Annotated in this window: 14 protein-coding genes; 4 read left to right on the top strand and 10 right to left on the bottom strand. The window is 51.6% G+C overall.

Going from position 1 to position 19283, the window contains the following annotated elements; genetic code table 11:
* Positions 1-659 precede the first annotated feature (659 nt).
* Complete coding sequence (locus B0920_RS03300) at positions 660-1748, bottom strand: helix-turn-helix domain-containing protein (RefSeq protein WP_078031145.1); 1089 nt, start codon at positions 1746-1748, stop codon at positions 660-662.
* Positions 1749-2189: 441 nt separating this feature from the next.
* Positions 2190-2981, bottom strand: coding sequence for an alpha/beta fold hydrolase (locus B0920_RS03295; protein WP_143745628.1), 792 nt, complete (start codon positions 2979-2981; stop codon positions 2190-2192).
* A gap of 491 nt (positions 2982-3472) precedes the next feature.
* On the opposite strand from B0920_RS03295, the gene B0920_RS03290 reads away from it, so the two are divergent.
* Both B0920_RS03290 and B0920_RS26115 read left to right on the top strand, forming a co-directional pair.
* Positions 3473-4126, top strand: coding sequence for a hydrolase (locus B0920_RS03290; RefSeq protein WP_078031143.1), 654 nt, complete (start codon positions 3473-3475; stop codon positions 4124-4126).
* A gap of 197 nt (positions 4127-4323) precedes the next feature.
* Complete coding sequence (locus tag B0920_RS26115) at positions 4324-5061, top strand: nuclear transport factor 2 family protein (protein WP_218669331.1); 738 nt, start codon at positions 4324-4326, stop codon at positions 5059-5061.
* Positions 5062-5924: 863 nt separating this feature from the next.
* On the opposite strand, the gene B0920_RS26510 is transcribed toward B0920_RS26115, so the two are convergent.
* Positions 5925-6212 carry a transposase gene (locus B0920_RS26510; protein ID WP_179119082.1) on the bottom strand — a complete coding sequence of 96 codons (288 nt, stop codon included), beginning with the start codon at positions 6210-6212 and terminating at the stop codon, positions 5925-5927.
* 618 nt (positions 6213-6830) lie between these two features.
* Positions 6831-7028, bottom strand: coding sequence for a hypothetical protein (locus B0920_RS03275; RefSeq protein WP_078031141.1), 198 nt, complete (start codon positions 7026-7028; stop codon positions 6831-6833).
* Between the two features lie 311 nt (positions 7029-7339).
* Here B0920_RS03275 and B0920_RS03270 point away from each other — a divergent pair, with 311 nt between their 5' ends.
* On the top strand, positions 7340-8710 hold the full coding sequence (locus B0920_RS03270; protein WP_143745627.1) for a Swt1 family HEPN domain-containing protein: 1371 nt from the start codon (positions 7340-7342) through the stop codon (positions 8708-8710).
* A gap of 38 nt (positions 8711-8748) precedes the next feature.
* Here the strand turns inward: B0920_RS03270 and B0920_RS03265 are convergent, their stop codons facing one another.
* From B0920_RS03265 to B0920_RS25870, 5 genes are all read right to left on the bottom strand, one after another.
* Positions 8749-9339, bottom strand: a complete 591-nt coding sequence (locus tag B0920_RS03265) for a hypothetical protein (RefSeq protein ID WP_078031139.1) — start codon at positions 9337-9339, stop codon at positions 8749-8751.
* A gap of 665 nt (positions 9340-10004) precedes the next feature.
* A complete protein-coding gene (locus B0920_RS03260; protein ID WP_229455131.1) occupies positions 10005-12206 on the bottom strand; it encodes an ATP-binding protein in 2202 nt (733 codons plus the stop codon).
* A gap of 25 nt (positions 12207-12231) precedes the next feature.
* Positions 12232-13362, bottom strand: a complete 1131-nt coding sequence (locus tag B0920_RS03255) for a pyridoxal phosphate-dependent aminotransferase (protein WP_267873356.1) — start codon at positions 13360-13362, stop codon at positions 12232-12234.
* Positions 13363-13510: 148 nt separating this feature from the next.
* Positions 13511-15130, bottom strand: a complete 1620-nt coding sequence (locus B0920_RS26430) for a methyl-accepting chemotaxis protein (RefSeq protein WP_078033264.1) — start codon at positions 15128-15130, stop codon at positions 13511-13513.
* Positions 15131-16155: 1025 nt separating this feature from the next.
* Complete coding sequence (locus B0920_RS25870; protein ID WP_179119081.1) at positions 16156-17205, bottom strand: NAD(P)H-dependent oxidoreductase; 1050 nt, start codon at positions 17203-17205, stop codon at positions 16156-16158.
* A 402-nt stretch (positions 17206-17607) separates the two neighbouring features.
* On the opposite strand from B0920_RS25870, the gene B0920_RS25400 reads away from it, so the two are divergent.
* Positions 17608-18042 (top strand): hypothetical protein, encoded by a 435-nt coding sequence (locus tag B0920_RS25400; protein ID WP_143745625.1) that lies wholly within the window; start codon positions 17608-17610, stop codon positions 18040-18042.
* A gap of 217 nt (positions 18043-18259) precedes the next feature.
* On the opposite strand, the gene B0920_RS03240 is transcribed toward B0920_RS25400, so the two are convergent.
* Positions 18260-19270 carry a DUF2971 domain-containing protein gene (locus B0920_RS03240; RefSeq protein ID WP_078031136.1) on the bottom strand — a complete coding sequence of 337 codons (1011 nt, stop codon included), beginning with the start codon at positions 19268-19270 and terminating at the stop codon, positions 18260-18262.
* Positions 19271-19283 lie beyond the last annotated feature (13 nt).

Below are 19283 nucleotides of genomic sequence, written 5' to 3'. Positions count from 1 at the left end.
CACCTGTTGGAAACATATCGAAGCGTCGGAGTTTGATAAGTCTGGAATCAAAAAAACTGACAATGCTTAAGGAAACGAAAATGAAGCCCTACCAGAAGTTCCTAGCGATCTTCAAGCACGAGTGTAGGGCGACTGGACCTTCAGATACTTTGCCCCCTAACGCAACGCGCCCATGTCGTGCTTGGATAGTGATCTCTACTCATTCAAGTACGCAAAATTGCGCAAATACTTCTTGCCATAATCATATAAAAAGCGATGCATCATGTACGCAATTGCTGCCTAAGTAAGGTATTTCCAGCCCAGCATTCGAATTTTCGCGTCTACTACTGAAATTTTCCTCAGGATCCTGGAGTGATTAAAGCGAGCTCGAATATATGCAATGAGGAAATTAAATGGTATGCAAAGATGTCCAATTCCTAGATCGCACTCGGTTTTCAACGCCTCGGATTTTGACTACCTGCCGATCGATTAGTAAGATAAAAATCGTGACATTGGCATCGAGCTTTCTTCAGGTCTCGCGCGCTATTTGAGGTTGATGGTTAGAACGGGAAGCCTGCTAAAGTAGAGCGATTTCTTATAGTCAAGTCCACGATTGCATATTGTTTGCCCAGTATTTCGAGTATCACAATTAGTTAGCGATCACGGCAGAGGCATCTCGGCTACTTAAGCATATCCGCGCGCCATGCTACTGGGCTAGCGCCAGTCATTTTGCGAAAGATTCGACCAAAGTGGGCGGCATCCGAAAAGCCAGTAGAATCGGCAACTTCTTCGAGACACTGACTAGTATTTAACAGCAAGAACTTGGCCCGATCGACACGCGCTCGAAGTTGCCATTGATAAGGTGCGAGTCCTGTCGAGGCCTTAAACGCGCGACAGTAATGTGACTGAGAAAGACCAGCCAGTTTTGCTAGTGCGGAAAGCTCGACTTTTGCTGGCATTGCGTTTTCAAGATAGCTGAGCGCATCTTTCAACTGAATTGGCGAAAGTACGCAATGATATCGTTTTTCAACCTTACCTTGCTCAAAGAGCTTAGCTGCAATCGCAGCGCTGAGTGCATCCCCATACAGTTGGGCAGTCGGATCGGAGTTGCCAATTGCATCGCTTAGCAGCTTTATCAAGGTCCATAGTTCGTCGTTCAGGAAACGGAACCTTGGGTAATTGAGGGTTTCGGCAGGCGCGCAAATTTGAAGACGTTCCTGTATCGCGGTCGCATCAAAACAAATGGTAGCACCACCGAGATAGCTGGCATCTCGACAATACGCCCAAATTTCCATTTCCGCCGGCGCAATGTATAAAGAGCGCGGCTTGTAGGCAACGGGATTTGGCGCGTTGGGCTTTGTCCTCGCCTGTACGCAGTCCCTCCCAACCTCTTCAAACTGCGCCGTCACCCAAGTTAGTTCCATTGGGCGTTGCACTGGAAACAAAATCCGGCCAGTACACGTGAACGCGTGCTTCTCAACAGTTATTCCGTTCCAGGAACCTGTTGAGCTAGTCAATTCGGCAACATTCTCTGGAAGTATAAAATCATCATACATACGGCCGCCCCCCCCCTCCAGAGCGCGCTGCACACGTTCATCACGTAGCCAAAGCGCGCGTGCGTTATCAGACCTGCAATTTTTTGACTTCGCGCGTAATATAGCATGCAAATGGAAACCCGGCTCAGATAAGGCTGCAATCTCGACGTCACATACTTCGATCGCTGATATAGCCCGCGATCGGTAGTGAACAAGAAGTTCAATCGCCCTCATTTGGTCATCAAAGATACTCAGCCTCTTGATGCTTACCTTGGCGACAGGCGATTGCCACTTGCGTCGCTGATTGGTTTCCTCTTATCGTCCATACGATGGGCACTCCCAGCGTCGGGGCCGCCTCCACACGTTCGCGCAGCTTTAGATTACGAACATTCCGACTTCCCCTCGGTTTCGGAGTCACAATTGTGCATTCTTGACAACAGAACGGTTGAGATTTATGGTCGTACCGTTCAATATATAACAGTCAAACGTTATTCTTAGGATGGTAGTTGCATATTTTTAAAGCGCAAGACAGAAGATCACGAGGTCCTTTTGCACCGGCGAGCTAACACTCACCGGTGCTTACTCTTACTTCACTACCAATACCCGCACCCGAGCATCAAGTCATTGGAAAGATAAATTGGCTTTACAGATTGAACACCGTTCTGAATCTCTTAGTTAGTTGGGTTGCGCGGCCTCGTCTATTAATCTGGCGACAGCGTTTGAATGGGAAATCATTACGACATGCGAGGCGCCGGGAATTGACACTGTCTTTCTTGACTTCGCCCTCTCAGCCATGAAGCTAAGAGCGGCTACTGGAATATTTTTGTCTCCCGTACCGAAAATGAAATACGATGGAAGACTTTTCCAAGCTGGCGCTCCTGACGCTTCGGTTAAAGCTGCCTCGGCAATTGGCCGTTGTGACATCGCCATCAATGCGGCTCGATTCTTTGGAAGATCAGCTGCAAATTGCTTGTGAAATTTGTCTTGGTCAATATATAAGTTTTTTCCGCCATTCGCGGTTCTGACCGGTTCCGCCAGTGCTTGACCAAGCGTTCCGCCTGGAAAACGACTCGAGAGTTCGAGCGCCGTTTCTCCATGATCTGGTGCAAAGGCCGCCACGTACACCAAGCTCCTGACATTCGGATTTCCGATCGCCGCGCTGGAGATAACCGAGCCGCCATAAGAGTGTCCCACTAGCACTACAGGACCGTTGATGCTTTTTACGACATTTGATACTTCTTCCGCGTCAATTTTCACACTGCGCAGCGGATTGGCGACGCCTATCACGCGGTAGCCATTTGTTCGTAGTGCTGCTGCCACTTCACTCCAGCTAGTTGCATCGGCAAAGGCGCCATGCACTAAAACAATAGTCGGGCGAACTGCGACTGATACCGTCGCGGAGCGCGATTGCATGGTAAGCCCCACTAACAGAACGATGGCAAGGGTTAGACTAGCTACAAATTTCATGATGTTTCTCCTTTAAAAGTACGCGGAACCCGCGCCGTCTACGTCATCTATCGCTAACTCGTTGTACCACTTTGCTAGCGCAACTCTCGTGCAAGCGCGAATGGCGTTAGCTAGAATACTTGAGTCCGGATTGCGTCGTAGTTGTATGAACGATGCGAATATGTTTTGCCGAAAGGGGAACACCCCTTCTATCGAGCTAGGATATTTACGTCGCGCGGCAGTCGCTTCGTTAGAATCAAGGCGACTTTGCAAGCAAATATAGAATGGGCAGCGTATTATTATTTCTCCAATACATCGTCTTATTCGCTCTCTTCACTTCTCGGGAACAGTTGATTACAGCGCTATTGATGCATGTTGCGTGAAGTGCGACACAGCTCGTCAATCAGCAGCACTAGCAGGCCGAGTGGCACCGCAGGAAAATGCTAACTCCGACACAGGCAATCGCTACTGTCCGGACATTGCTCTCAAACCATCAATACGAGGAAACGAAAATGACTTTACGTAACGGCCTGAAGTCTCTGCTGCGTCCAGAAGACTCTGTACTTGTTCTGATTGATCATCAGCCTTATCAGATGGCTAATTTGAACAGCCACGAACCGCAAATGATCATCAACAACACGACAGGTCTGGCGAAAGCAGCGAAAGCATTCAATGTCCCGACAATTCTGACCACTGTTATCGAGGACCGCGGAGGTAAGCTGTTCCCTACAGTTGCTGAAGTCTTCCCGGAGCAGAAACCAATCGACCGCACCTTCATCAATACCTGGGAAGACCCTAAGGTTGTAGAGGTAGTTAAGGCAACCGGCCGCAAGCAGTTGATCTTGGCCGGCCTGTGGACCGAGGTTTGCGTGGCAATGCCAGCGATTCAGGCCGTGGGTGAAGGTTGGGACGTTACCGTTGTTACTGACGCTTGTGGCGGTGTATCAGTCGAGGCTCATCAAGTAGCCATTCAACGTATGCTCGCTGCCGGCGTGAACATGATTACATGGACCGCGTTGACGGCTGAATGGCAACGTGATTGGGCGCGTATGGAAACGGCTGGAGCGCTTGTTGACGTTCTCGTTCAGCACGCTGGCGGTAGCGGCATCGCGTACCTCTGGGAACAGCAACTGCTAAATACTCCCGTCCCGGCAGCCGCAGGCTGATTGAATGTGAACACTCAGGCCGATCGCGATTCTGCTCCGGTTGGCCTCCTTGTTGAGCAAGGATCAAGAGCTTATTCATAATCAGTTCAGCTGGCCTACGAGTTGCCAGTTCTGGAGGCAGTCATACGATGTGAAACTAAATCTTCCATTTATTGACATTGTTTTCAACCGCGTCAGCTTTTATTTTAAGGATAAATATGTCCATTGAACGCTTCCCAGTTGGGATGGAGATCGAAGTTACATATGCTCAGTTCAGGGCAAACTTAACTTTGTTGTCTACCCAACAGCTTAAGTTTGAGATCAAGGAAGGCCCTTTTGCCCACGCGGAAGTGGTCGACATCGAAGTGGTCCCGCTCGGCAATAGCATTTTCGCCGTGAGTTGGCAGGAGAACGACGGATCGACCGTCACAAACATTCAAGATTACGATCGCTGCGTCGTTTACTCCAACGCCACTCTTCCGAACGGAAAATTCCTCCGGATGAACGGCTCGTTTGAAATTATTCGCAGCGCCAACCAGGAGTTCGATGACCGCCCCCAACGGAACAAGGAGATCGTCTTAGAAGCCATGACCTCCCTGTTCCAAAAGCGCGATGCTTCGACAGTTGAGCGACTTTATGCCGCTGACTACATTCAGCATAATCCACATATTCCGCAAGGCCGCGATGCTCTGAAGACCTTGGTCTCGCAAATGTCTGAGGATGTCTTCTACGAACCAGGCTTGATGATTGCCGAGGGGGATTTGGTTGCAATCCATGGAAGGATCCGTGGATGGGCAAACGTTCCACAGGTTGTTGTTGATATCTTCCGAGTTGAAGATGGCAAACTTGCTGAGCATTGGGATGTGCTGCAAAATGAGGAACGGGCGAGCTCGACCTTAGGCGCCGTGTCAATGTTCGATGCCAACGAAGGACTGCAGCAAAAGCTGAAGAACTAGAGTCATTGTTGGTAGCGCACTGTACACTTGGACAATCTAAACCAACTTATTGTTAACGGTGACTAATGGCTAAGTCAAATTATTTCATTTCTTACGATCTCAACTCGCCTGGGCAGGATTATAAGAGGATAGAGGCGGCGATCAGGACCCTAGGTGCTTCAGTCCGTGCTCAAAAGTCGCTGTTCTATCTGAGAAGTGAGCTAGGTCAAGCGCAAATCTTCCAAGCTGTCAGTGCTTCGCTAGACAAAAACGACTCATTGATCGTAATCTCTGCGTCGAATTGTCATATGTCGAATCTGCTCCCTGGAGCGCAAAAATTCATCGTTGACAACTGGAACTCATAACGGCGAGCCGAGTTACCCCCCCCAAATTCAGGTTGTGTAAGGAGTCTGCAAAGGTCCGAGCAGTAAAAAAGATGCCCTGCGAAAGCGGGGCATCTTATTTGCAGGTTTAAGACTTCAGGCTCGGACGGTAACCAGCGTCCAGTCGGTGCTCTTCCAGGCGGTCAGGCGATTCAGGTTGTAGGCTCGAACAGCTTGACTAAGAACGCTTAACAAAACCGTTCGACATGCCGAGACTTTCAGGAGACTCCACACGATATCGCGCGATACGTGCTGCAATGCCTCGTCGGCGCAGCCAGGCGCAAGCCGCTCGTTAAGCGTACGCTCGATCGGCATGCAGCTAATTTAGGCGTTTGCGCCAACGACCGGACACCCTCCTTAACAGATGGGATAGCTTCTACGAGTGGAATACGGAAGCGCGAGTCATGCACTTGGGTGCCCGAGATCTTGGCTACCAGCGGCAACCCACGTTGATTGACGAGCAGATGGTGTGTGCGGCCGAGCTTGCCACGATCGGTTGGGTCAAGACCCGATGCTCGCCACCCGCAGGGGCGGGTACACTGGCAGCGTCAATGCAAGCTCGATCCCACATGATCTAGTCGTGCTCGCGCAGTTGTCGAAGAACGCCTCGTGGATGCGCTGCCAATCGCCCGCTTTGATACATTCGTGGAGCCGGCGCGAACAAGTCATGCCACTGCCACATCCGGGTTCGCGCGGCAGGTATTCCCAAAGTATCTTGGTCTTGAGCACAAACAGGATGCCGGTTAGGGTCGCACGATCGTTGATACGTCTCCGTCCGCCTTTTGGCAATCTGCGATGAGTTGAAGATGAACTGCTACAACCGCCCAAAGATCTTCGGGGAGAAGTGCTTGGGACATGGCATCAATCCGTCTGAGAACAGGCCGCAATCTAAGCTGCCGAACTACGGCCGCGTACGTCCCCTTTCGACCCATTGCAGACAATCCTTATGCTCTCAGTGGCTCCCAATATTCGCTTAAGCCGTGGTATGTCTCTGCGTGAAGGCGGAACACCTTGCACATGTTTTGCAGTCGAAGCCCATGGAAACTGCATCGTTCGAGGCCGCCCTTGGGACTGAAGAGTGATTGGAGCCCGAGGTCTACGGCCTGACCAATGGTAGCGACCCTTACTTTTATTTCAACATTCTGGCCTCGTTCGCCTGCGCAGTGGGGAGCTCCGCAGTGGGTGCTTTGACTGGTTGCAGATCTACTCCAGCGGCGTGGCCAGGCGCACCCCTACTTCAGTGGGAGACAGGGGAGTTGCGTCCAGAAGAGGTTCGATTGTACTGAGCTGGAATTCGGGGAGGACGGGTATCGCGGTAAGGCAGATCTTCGAACGAACAGGCTTACACGGCGGTGGCGCAGCCGGGCATCGTCGAAAACACGCTGGGCAATGGAACGATCGACCATGTCAGTGGAAGTCCCGCTCGACTAACAGCAGCTGGGTGATCTTCAGGACCTCGACGTGCGGTGCTTCGCGGTCATAAGTTCGGCGAATAATCTCAGCGATGTCCGCAGGCTCTTTGAAGAGCCGGGACTCAATTACAACGTCGTCAAAGAAGACTTCTTCGTTAGACGTATTACGGCACCACACGCGCATCTTGCACATTCCTACTCTCCTCAATCACATTTTCAAACTCAAATCGCCTAAACCACACGCAAACTAACCTGTCCATGCAAGGACATAAGTTAGAGCTGCTCAGAGTGGTTGCCTCCGCAGTCAGGAAGCTAGGCGCCTAAAGTTCTTCATCGAAGAGTAAGTAAGTTGTTGCCGAGACAAGAGTCTAGCATACAGAAAGTGCAGCCGCGTACTTGATTACGATATCAAAGCAGGGATACCGCCAAAGGAATACAAGGTCGCAGGTATACTACGAAACCACGCGCTTGAAGCAGCCGCTTCCCACGACATGGACCTTGACGATGAATGACGACCCTACGCCCAGCCAGGAAACATCTCCGACAAGGGACAAAGGTGGGGCCAAGGATGGCACCACGCGTCGCGCGAACCTTCTATCGGAACGAGACAACACGACTCTGCGCGACGTTAGCGTTGCCCAATCTTTGATTGCTGCGCACGACCGGTACACAAAGCTCATTGAGCCCACCTACGCAACGGCAGCGGAAGCGGCCCTCGATGCAAGCAATCGTGGCGCCGTTGCTCAAGCAGCGCGGCTGGTAGAGCGGCTCAATCTTCCAGCGAAGGCAACTGTCGATCAGATCGTCGAAGGCTTCCGCGCGAACTATGACCGCCAGCTTGAACAGATATCGGCAATAGCCAAGGACTTCCACGGGACGGCACACCTGGCATCACTGCGTGCCACGTTCACTGAAAGCCTGGTGGCGGGCCACCTCAGGGGCAGCGTTACTAAGCAATTCACCCTGCTCGATCCATTGGCTACTGCCTCGGTTACTCTTGCTGCAGCCGCCAGACTCAAACAGCCCGACTACCAGGCCTTCACGCGGCTCCGTGAGACACTGTCCCGGAACTACGACCTCACAACCTTGATCGAGTCCATCCAAACACCGTGGGCCAACTTGAATGATCTGGTCGGTTCAGCCATCGGCATTGCGGAGGCCGGAGCCTTGTTCGCCGCAGCCCGGCACGTGGACCCCTTCGATCCTCGCATCTCTGCCTACATGCGTTTCGAGCTGGGAGATTATCGAGATAAAGGTACCGACGATGGTCAAACGCCCCAAGATACCTCAGCGCGGCTCGAGATGTACACGGATTTGGGACTGCGCAATGAGTTGAGAGACATGCCGGGCGAGGTTCTCGTCGAAGCTGAGAGCAAGATCATAGTGCGCAATCCGGCAGCGGTCATCCTGACACCGTTCGAATTCCATGCGGTATTCACTGGGCCAGGACAAGACCGGTACCTAATGGTTTGCAAGGCTCTTCGCATACTCGAAAAACGCTTGCGTGACGTGATCAGCGCAGTCATGGCCAAGCAGTACGGTCCAGCTTGGATAAAACAAAAGCTGCGGCCGGATATGCGTGAGCGCTGGCAGGAAAAGCAAGCCAAGGACAATGCGCAGGGCCGCCCCCAGGCCGATCTGATCGAGTACGCTGATTTTACAGACTACTCGTTGATCATCACTGGAAAGCCACAGTGGGAGGAGGTGTTTAAGGGTATCTTCAAACAGCAAGAGGACGTGAGAGAATCTCTTCGACGCATCGGACCTGTTCGAAACACAGCGTTTCACTGCCGTGAGGTACTGGAGGCTGATTTAATCTTCCTAACGTCGGAAGGAATGCGCCTCATGCAGGCACTGGCGACAGTACCCAAGTAAGCAAGCGACCCCGCCAGGCCAGCGCCACGCCAGAGACCCTAAGGTTCGCACCTCGGCACCATAGCGGTCTGCAATTCGCGCTGCTTAACGAACCCGAGCACCCGAAGCAACTCATCGTCATAGTTCGCTGTGCCGATCTTGTCCTGCAAGCGTGGCAGGACGAAGTCTCGAAGGCTAAGGATCTGAATCGGGAACGTGCGGTTCAAGTGCTTGGAGTAGAACTGCGTCTCAACGGGGGAAGCCCCGTCAGCACCTTTCACAATCCAGCAGATCCATACTCGCTTCACCTCGTCTGGCACGAACCCAACATCCTCGTAGGTGGCATTGATCTGCTCCCAATACACCTTCCCTTTTTCGAAGTCTGTCGTGCCGTTCGCAGCGCCCTTGCGCTCTTCGGGCATGCCGAAGAATTTCTTGTCAAACTGAGGGCCAAGCTCGTCCAACGGCACGCACCAGTTCATTCGATGAGTCACCCCGACTTCAATGTGGAACGCCTCGCGCGTTTTCAAGTGGTACGCGAGAAGGTCCAGCTGCCGATTGTTGCCCTTGACGACCTTCTTGTCGCCTAAGGTGAAGCAGCCACGAACCAGGCGGAAGTAAGCGTCGACGATGTGCTCGGATGCGTTCAAGATTACCTTTCGTTTTGGGATTGGTCATGATCTTCGGTGTCAGACTGCGGTCCCACGCGTTCGAGCTGGGCTACCTCAGCCGGCCCGAGGCTAGACTTTAGCGAGTGCCGTCGCGGCACAATGGTCTGCGACCAAGCCTGCGCATCCGCGACACAGTCAACCGGCCGGTCGTGCGCACCCGATGAGCGCAAGCCATTGAAGTAACCGCACATGTACAGATTACACCGGTCCGCCGGGTCGTACAGGGGGACGTCCCTTCCGCCGGGCTTCGCTCTTCGTGAACTCGTCGTCGCCAGATTCAGGCTCCAGATCCACGCATCGACCACGCGGACAAGGGCATCCCGTGCAGTTTGCTCATCGAGCGTGACGGGAAACAGTGCAGCCAATGTCCTGCTTTCGCCTCTTCTACGTGACGTTTGCGCCTCTAGAAACTACAAAGCCTTCCAGGTTCGACCCTCAGAGCCTTTATCGGCTTACTGGTGCCGAAGACTATTTACACAGCCCGAAATTGCCGGTTTTTTACAGCCACCGTACCGTATGTCAAAAAAAACCGCCGGGCTCGCCGGCGGAAACATGCCATAGGCATGGGAGACATTCGCAATCACAAAATGATCGTAGCACCCCTCTTGCCAGCCGAGATTATCCCGTTCGAAGCAGTCGACGCTCTACGATTCAGATTCGATGGATCTTCCGTAAAGTATTGAAGTTAGCGCCGAAGTATCAACTGGCTTTACCATGTAATGATCAAAGCCAGCATCCTCTGCAGCATCACGGTCATGCTGAGCGCCATACCCGGTTACGGCAACTAATGTGGCGCCAGCGGTTTGCGGCAACTTTCGGAGAAGTCGTGCTAACTCGTTGCCATTTATACCTGGGAGACCTATATCAAGTAGACAAACTTGGGGCGAAAACTGTTCTGCAATTTTGAGGGCGGCGGCCGCGCTGTGAGCTACCTGAACACTATGTTGGGCTGCAGTTAGGAACACGTTAAGCGTATACGCGGCGTCCACGTTGTCGTCCACTATCAGGATGCGAAGTGACGCATGTGATGCGTTGAAAGGGTCTGGTCTAGGCCTAGCCAGTGGAATCTCGTGACTGCGAATTTCCTCTCTTTCGTCGGCGCGCGGCAAGCGAATAGTAAACGTACTACCCCTACCTAAACCAGCACTGGTTGCTCTAACACTGCCGCCGTGTAGCTCAACCAAGCTGCGTGCTAGAGCAAGGCCAAGCCCCAGCCCGCCCTGTGACCGATCTGGAGAGCGCTCAGCTTGAGTAAATAGCTCGAAGACTTTGCTTACGAGCGAGGCTTCCATACCAATTCCGTCATCAGTAATTGTTATGGTATAGACACTAACTTCGTTTGCAAGGCGCAGCATAATGTGCCCGCCTTCCGGGGTGTACTTCGCGGCATTACCTAGAATGTTCGCAACTACCTGCACCAATCGCTTGTGATCTCCTCTAACAGCGCTAACGTGTTCAGGCAGGTCGAGAACCATCTTATGTCTGCGTGCATTGACCATTGGGCGAACCTGCTCGGCAGCATCCTCGACGACGTTACGGAGGTCGAGCATATGAACAGAGATTGCCACTAAGCCACGTGTAACACGTGATACGTCCAGTAGGTCATCCACCAGCGTGGTCATGTGTTCGACTTGACGTGCAATAATGGCACTTGTTTGGGTGATCTGAGCGTTTCCCGAGTGCAGAAGTTTTAGCAGTTGCGCACCGGTGCTGATTGGGGCGAGAGGATTGCGTAATTCGTGAGCCAGCATTGCCAGGAAGTCGTCCTTGCGCTTGTCGGCGGCGCGTAGTTCGCGCTCCGCCTGATTTCGCGCCGCCTCCTTCACTTGCAGTGTAGCGGCCATCTCGTCTAGCGCCTCGGCCAGGCGACCGATTTCTTCGTCGTCATAATGGATTCCAGACCGCGCTTCAAGTTGTCCGGCGGCAATACATCGGGCTGCCTCCATTAGCTTTCGCACTCGCTTGACGATCAGTATGTCGCCGGCTAGCCAAGCGGCTAATAGTGCAAGCATGGTAGTGATTGCCAGTCCCATAAGCGACAGCAGTTGCGCATCACGCGCTGCAGCGGTGATCGTTTGCATTGGTACGCCGATGATGACTGTGTAATCGGACAGCTGCGCATTGCCGACTCGAGCGAATGTATATAGTCGCTCAATACCATCGTCCCCACGGAACACAACCGCCTGTTGCGTGGGATTTCGCATGGCCCGAAGCAGCGAGGAACTAACCTTCTTACCAAACCAACGCGTGGGCTCTGGACGCCGAGTGATAATAACGCCATTTGAATCAACGGTTTCCAATATTGAACCGGGTGGTAAGGTGATTTCTTTCACAAACGCATCAAGACTAGTAAGATCTAGAGCTGAAAAAGCTGCTGCCACGACCTTGCCAGCCCTGTCAATCACTGGATAGGTCAAGTTGATTGTGTGACGACGAACCACACGCCCAAAGACATAGTCGCTTGCAACGAATCGGCGCTCTGTGATGGCTCGCCGGAAGTGCGAACGATCAGCCAAATTTACGGCATATGGTAATGGCGCGGCGCTGCAACTGACGTCACCGTTCAGTTCGATTAGACCGAAGTTGACATAGTCATCATTGCGTTCAAGAACGTTACGCAGCAAGGTTTCGCATTGCTCGAGACTGCCCATTAGGTCTGAGACGCTCGTTAGGTCAACCAAAGTTTGACGAGCGCGCTCGAGCAACTGTGCTTCATTGGCTGCAGCCATGTTAGCGAGGCGTTGCAAATTTTCTTTTGATGCTTGAATTGCGGCCTCGCGTTCACGCAAGCCGCCCGTTACGGTCATGACAGCGATCGGCGTGATCGCTACCGCGACCAGTAACATGAGGCGGCCACGCAAGCTGGTCGGGCTAAGGCGAATCGGAGGAAGGATCATTAGTGGCCCATTCTTCATAGCGCGAGCCAAACTCGATAACGCGCTGTATCCCCTCCTGCAGTGTTTCGAAGTCGTCGGAAATGTAGCCAATACGGATAAAGCCTGCGCATCCTAGAGCCTCTCCCGGCATGAGAGCGACCTTCTCAACATCAAGCAGCGCATTCGCAAAGCGAGCGCTGTCAAGTGTTAGGGATCGAATGTCACCCCATAGGTAAGGTCCAGCGTCGGGGCAAGTCATTTCTATCCAAGGTACATCGCGCATCTTGTCGAGGACGAAGTCGCGGCGTTCGCGATAGTCGTCGAGCATCCCAAAGGGTCTGCCGTTCGAGAACGCCGCCGAAGCCGCGATTTGTGACAGGTGTCCTACCGCAGCTGTAATCGGGCCCTGGAGATTTTGCATCGCACTTACGAAGGCTTTTGGAGCAACGGCAAAGCCCACCCTCCATCCCATCATTGCGTAGCTCTGGGACGCCGAGAACAACGTTACGACCCCCAAGTTTCTCCAATCAGACAGTGCCGCGAGACTCGTGTGCCGCCCTTCGAACACAAGATGCTCGTATGATTCGTCAACAATGACCTGACAGCCAGTGCGACGCGCCCAATCGCGAACCGCTTCCAGCTCGTGGACTGTATAAACCTTACCGCTAGGATTATGCGGGTTGTTGAGGATAATGACTCGTGCTGGGCCGAGCGCATCGAGCGATCGTTCCGTTAATTCCGACTCCACATTTCCGAATATCACGCGCAATCCCAAGAGTTGGGCGGTCGCTAAGTATGCTGGCCAGTAAGGAAGAAAGACAATAATGCTATCACCAGGGTCGGTTAGCACGTAAAGGGCTTGATAGAACGCTTGCTTGACACCGTTAGTAACTAGCACCTCGCCTGGTGTCGCTTCGATGCCATTTTCATTCCGAAGCTTAGCGCATAAGGTACTACGCACAGCCTGCGCACCGATCACATCAGTATATGGCATCACTTCTTGACGTTGAATCTCCGCAGCTACGGAGCGTAGTACACGAGCAGGGGCAGGAAAATGGGAAACGGCGATTGAGAAGTCAATAACGTGTGTGCCCGCAGTGCGTAGCGCATTTGCGCGACTATGCATCGCAGTCGTGGCTAGCGGTCGAACTTTCGCAATACGTTTTGAGACCCTCATTTTCGTACACCTATTGGGATTCAACTTCGACAGCACCCGGCACAACGATAATAATTATTCAAGCTGTTTTGACTACGTAACTGAATCAGAGGACGTTCTACAGATTATCAAACTGCAATGCTATTCGCTTTTTGGCGCTATGTGATAAGCTAGCCCCTTCGTTTTTTAAAGCCGAATCAGCTGCAGTGACGAACGTGCTTACAAGCTCGGTTAGTTCGACAGCTTGTCCTTGCATCGATTCGGCAGCGGCGGCAGCTTCTTCAACAAGAGCTGCATTTTGTTGCGTGGCCCGGTCTATATCGCTAATTGCGCGATTTACCTGCTCTATCCCAGTACGTTGCTCATCACTAGCTAAGGCGATCTCTGCCATGATTCTGGTCACACGCTCAACGCTACCGACGATCGTTCGCATTGTTTCTCCCGCGCGATTTGCTTGATCAGATCCTCTTTCAACGTCCACTACGGACTCATCGATTAGGACCTTAATCTCCTTCGCGGCTGTTGCAGCACGCTGGGCCAAACCACGCACTTCGCTAGCCACGACAGCAAAGCCGCGTCCCTGCTCCCCTGCTCTGGCAGCCTCCACGGAGGCATTTAGCGCTAGAATATTAGTTTGAAATGCAATTCCATCTATCACTTTGGTGATCTCGGAAATTTTTCTAGAAGATTGGTTAATCGATCCCATGGTGCTAATCACTTCCGCCACCACTTGCCCACCTTCGAGCGCGACCGAAGCCGCCTCACGAGCTAATTCATCTGCGATATGTGAGTTGGTCGAATTTTCAACGACTTTGGCGGTCAAGTCTTCCATAGCGGACGAAGTTTCCTCGAGCACGCCAGCTTGCTGTTCAGTACGTGAAGCTAAATCCTGATTTCCGGATGCTATCTCCCGAGAGGCAGTGGCGATCGTAGCGGTACCAGCACGCACTTGCGTGACAACATTAGAGAGACTCGCATTCATGCCAGCCAACGCGCTCAGCAACTTTGACGTTTCATCGCGGCCAGAAACAACTATTTGACTCGTCAAATCTCCGCTTGCGACACGCTCCGCAACCGATGCGGCATGCGAAATCGGAACGGTGATAGACCGCGTAATCGACCAAGCGATTAGGCAACCAACGAATAAAGCGGCTACCCCAAAGGCGTATAATAGAACCTTCGTCCTAGCATAACCGTCTAAAAGTTCCTTCGCCGCGTTATCAGCTACTGCAATCTGTAGCGAAAGCAGCTTCTTCATTGCCTCTAAGAACGAAGCGCTGCGAGGAACCATCTGCTGCGTATAGATGTCCGTAGCCGTTAAACTATCGCCGGCGATTTTTGCCTCGAACAATGCCGATCGGGCAGCCAAATACTTTTTTCGCTCCTGCCCTACTACGGTTAGCTGGGCTCTAACTCCTGGGTGCGTGACAGACGCTTCGATTTCTTTCTGCAAGGTCGTTGAACGAGCGGAAACCGCTTTCATGCGGTCCGCGATGGCTCGGGTCACATTGGGATCAGGAGAAACGAACGCGGTTTCGATCATTGCGCTGTTAAGCTCTATGTACTTACTCCATTCCGCAATGTTGCGTTGATTCTTTACGTTGGTATTGATTAAGTCATCCGCGACATCCCTCGCTGTCGAATAGCGAAGTCCAGATACAAAGGTTTCAAGAAGTAATAAAAATAAGACAATCGAAAACCCTATGGCTAGCCTCGCGCCGATGCTAATGCGATTCATAATCAACCTTGTCATTGAAACAAATTCCGTTAGCCCATGCAACTTCGATCGTCGTTATGTTCTTATACATGCCTGTCGTGAACCACATGGTAGGCATGTTCACAACTACCATACGCGTGTTTAGGGCATAGTGTTTCAAGAATCTTCAGAACCACCCTGTAATTGATTTCGTGGAACGTTGCATTATCTGAATCAGTCTTTATCTTACACTGCTCCGACAGCATATCCCTACGAAGGGCGTCGAGAAGCGCCTGTCGCTCATAGGGAAATAGCCTCGCAAATTGCTCCACCATAAGGACCTTCCTAATTAAGGGGTGTGATCCAGTAAACATCCAGTTGTCGTTGTCACGGCACGGCACAGCTCTCTGATAGCTTCGTACCCAAACTTAAGCAACCCGGTTGTTATCAATGTGCCACCACATCGCAGTCTTGGGTAGCGCTGATTCAAGAGATAGTGTATTGCTGAATGCGGAACGCTTGCTATGGATACCCAGGGCTGACACTCTTAGATACATAAATGGATCAGCAGGTCAAATATTCTGACGAAAAAATCAAGCAGATAGGCTGCTGGCTGCTTCTTCATTTGTCTTCATAACAATTCTGTCGGTAGGGACAGGATTAGATTAGAACTTTTTGCTTCGATTAATGCGAATGTGACTAGTCCGCCATATGTACTACACGTCCACGTTGGCCTGGTGCAGCCTACTTCGCACGGATTTTCGGGTAGCCAGACGTGAAAAAAAAGGAAGGCAACCACTCAGGATTGAGTTGTTGCCTCGAAGGGGATAACCGAGCGATTGAAGGGTCTAGCTTGCGTCATAATCGGGATCGCACACCAAGCAATGTAGCTTAGGTAAGCTTACATTCAGCAATTCCCAAGCCAGCTGGTGCGAGTAAGGATATCCTGCAGTCGAGCCCGATTCACGCAATGATCGAAACACAATACTCGCGACAGCTTGGTATGACCAGACTATTAGCGATACGTCAATAGAAGTTTAATTAGTCATATTGGAAATCTAAACGACTCACGCTTGATCAATAAAAACATGGAGTCGCCGAATTAAACCTTCTTTAATCTCTACCACATCCGTTCCAGTGACAAGCGAGGACCGTTGCGAAAAGCTAGCGCTCCACTGCAGTCTGGCGATGCCGTGGTGCCCAACTGCGGGACGTACTGCGCGAAATACTGTGTCGGCAGGCAAATTGGCGAGGAGTTTGGTCACGGCTGCGGCAATTGCTTCGTGACCCCTAGCAATTTGGCCAGGCTCGTAGAACTCTGCATCTTTATGGTAAATAGATTTCACTGCGGCTAGCCTTCGAGAAGCATCACGCTCATTAAACACCCGAGTAAGATTTGAAGTTAGCAGGAAGTCGTAATCGACATTCGCGTCAGACGGGCGCACCGCTTCCTCAGCATGGACACTTGGGTCGGACTTAGGTGACGCCGCCCTGTCGCCCGCACCCAAAACACGAGAAACTAGGGATGAAATCTCGGATTTTGCAGCGGAGATCGATTCGGCACGAGCTTCTGGACCATAACCGATTTTCTCAGCGCGAATAAAATCAACGTGATTGATGCCAATAAAACCGAGTAGTTGTGTGAGGTAAGGCTCCTGGAAATCAATCGCTTTCGATGGGCCTTCCGAGTACAGCCCACCCCGAGTTTCCACCACGATCGCCCGTTTTCCTTTTAGAAGTCCCTCAGGTCCGTTTGCGCCATAGGCAAACGTAACACGAGGCCGGAGCACGTGATCAAACCAAGCCCGCAAGCTAGATGGAATACTGAAGTTGTACATCGGCGCTCCAATGACTAGTAGATCAGCCGCTTGAAGCTCTGCTATAAGAGTGTCGGACAAATCTGCAGTAGACCTTTCAGCTTGGCTTTCGGCTACTGCTCTTACCCCGGCAACAGTGGCGGCAGTAAGGTGCGGAATAACGGTCTCGCCGACATCGCGACAGGTCAACGAAATGTCGGCTTGCGACTCCATCAGCCGCTCAACCACATAGCCTACCAGTGTGCGGGAAACGGATGAGTTGCCAGATACACTACTATTTACGACTAGAACATGGGTCATGAGATATCTCCTTCACTGGTTTCGTAACGGAAATATAACTACTTTGGGTTGCCCTAACTAGGTGCTAAGCCCGTAGATCAAAGTCGCAAAAAATGGAACAGTGCTTCAGGTATCGCTCCTTCGCCCTAACTAGAGGGTTCGTTACGGTCCTAGCGACGACTTGCCAGTGAGGCCCCGTCGAAGTGTAGCGAAAAAAGTTTGAGTGAAGGGATTGAAACGTTATATAACTATCTTAGGGTCGCGATAGGTGACACAGTAGCGCTTGAAGGGGAACGCCCGACGAGCTGAACCGAAGCTATAGTGAGTATCGAGCCGAACCAAGCGAAGCTGTTATCACGCTCGGTGCTTGAGCGTGCTCATCACGCGATCGTCAAACCATTCAGCCCGTGAGAAGGGGGAAACATGAAGAGTGTCGAACAGATTCATAACTTCTCATCTCTGCTTGCTAAAGCAGGCGCTCTTGCTTACGTGATTTGGGCACTACTACATTTCAAGGCCGCATGGTCTGTGTATCAACTTGCCCTGACCCTGCCCGACGGGATGGCGCACGGGCGTCTACTTCAAAATGCCTGGCATCTAGCATGTTTTTCGGTAGCAGCGCTAGTCGTTGCGCTTGGCATGAATTGGAGCAACGACACTCTTGGGTGGTGGATAAATCTCGCGGTAGTAAGCATCGTTGACGTTGGATTTATTCTTTTTGTACTGCTACCCGGTTACGTTCCACTGTGGCCGGGCCTCGCTGGCCCGGTCTTCTGGATCCTAGGATTATTGCTTTCAAGCTTAGCACTTTGGAATAAACCGAACGCAGAACCGTCTGGAACAATAGCTGCTATTTAAGTGCAAAGGGATAAGACCGCAACTTGTGTTATCCCACTACACAAGCGCCTTAGTACAAGTATTAGCGCAGCGGGCACGCCGCGCTTTGCTGTTCAGACGTGCGACTTCTATAAAAAAATACTAAAGGCTCTTTCTAGTCGATTTCTTCGCCGTGCGGGAAATCCATCTGCTTATTCCCCACCGTCGACCATTGGGTCAGTCAGCTTCTGATAGAATACTAAGAAAATTTAAGCGGATTCATGTTCCTATCAAAAACATGACTGTGAACAATATCACCTGCGTCATCGCGTAACCTGTAGATTGCGTTCACGTAGACCCCCTTGCCGTCCTTTAAAGGATGCGCGCCTGCAACCGTTTCCACATTCGGGTGAGCAGCAAGCTCAAGACATTTCTGCTCAAGAACCTCGAATTTGTTCCCAAGGATGGAACGAAGTTCATCCTTCGCCTTAAATGCAACTCCGGCATTAAAGATTCCTGCTCCAGTTCGATCGCATTCAGCCCAAGGTATGGACTGCTGAATGCAAGAGAACTTGACTTCGTATCCTACTACCAAGCCCTCATAAATCTCGACTGGACGGCGTTTCATCGCGTCGACGATTGTCGTCTTGACATGTGGATCAATGTTCGGGCCAAGATAAATGCGCTTTAGCGCGGGATCTGTGTACCGCTTTGGTCCAGGCCGTCCAGCCAGATACCGCCACTCTTTCTCATGTGCCCACTCGGCTCGTTTCTGAATCAGCCGGCGAGTGACCACATCCATAGGATCCGAGATCGCGAGATGTTCGAGAGTTATTGGACGAGGCGCGATCGAGTTATATTTTACTGGCACTGGGAAGTAAGAATCTCTAGGAAGATCCGAAATCGTTAGTTCTTGGGTATCGAATTCTAGGCACATACCCGCAAAATTGCTTCCATAGTAGGCCCACATTGGATAGTTCAGGTGGGTCTCGGACATAGAAATAACGCCTGAGGTACGCGCGGTGTTCGCAGTATCCTCGAGGACACTTGTGAACTGAGAAAGCAGATCTTTCGGCAATATAACTCCCATCGGATCATTCATACCTGGAAATTCGAACAACGCCTCCATCGGATCATTCATTTGATTAAATCCTGGAGCGTAGAGATAGCTACCAGAAATTGCGTCGACCTCACGCCCCGCTATCTTTGCGTCACCTAGCGGTCGATATCGATACAACGTTTTGGGAATAATTTTTTTATTTGACTTCATTTAAAACCTTTTC

It is taken from the genome of Massilia sp. KIM (assembly GCF_002007115.1).
GTDB lineage: Bacteria > Pseudomonadota > Gammaproteobacteria > Burkholderiales > Burkholderiaceae_D > Telluria.
This window is presented reverse-complemented; position numbering and strand designations above follow the sequence as displayed.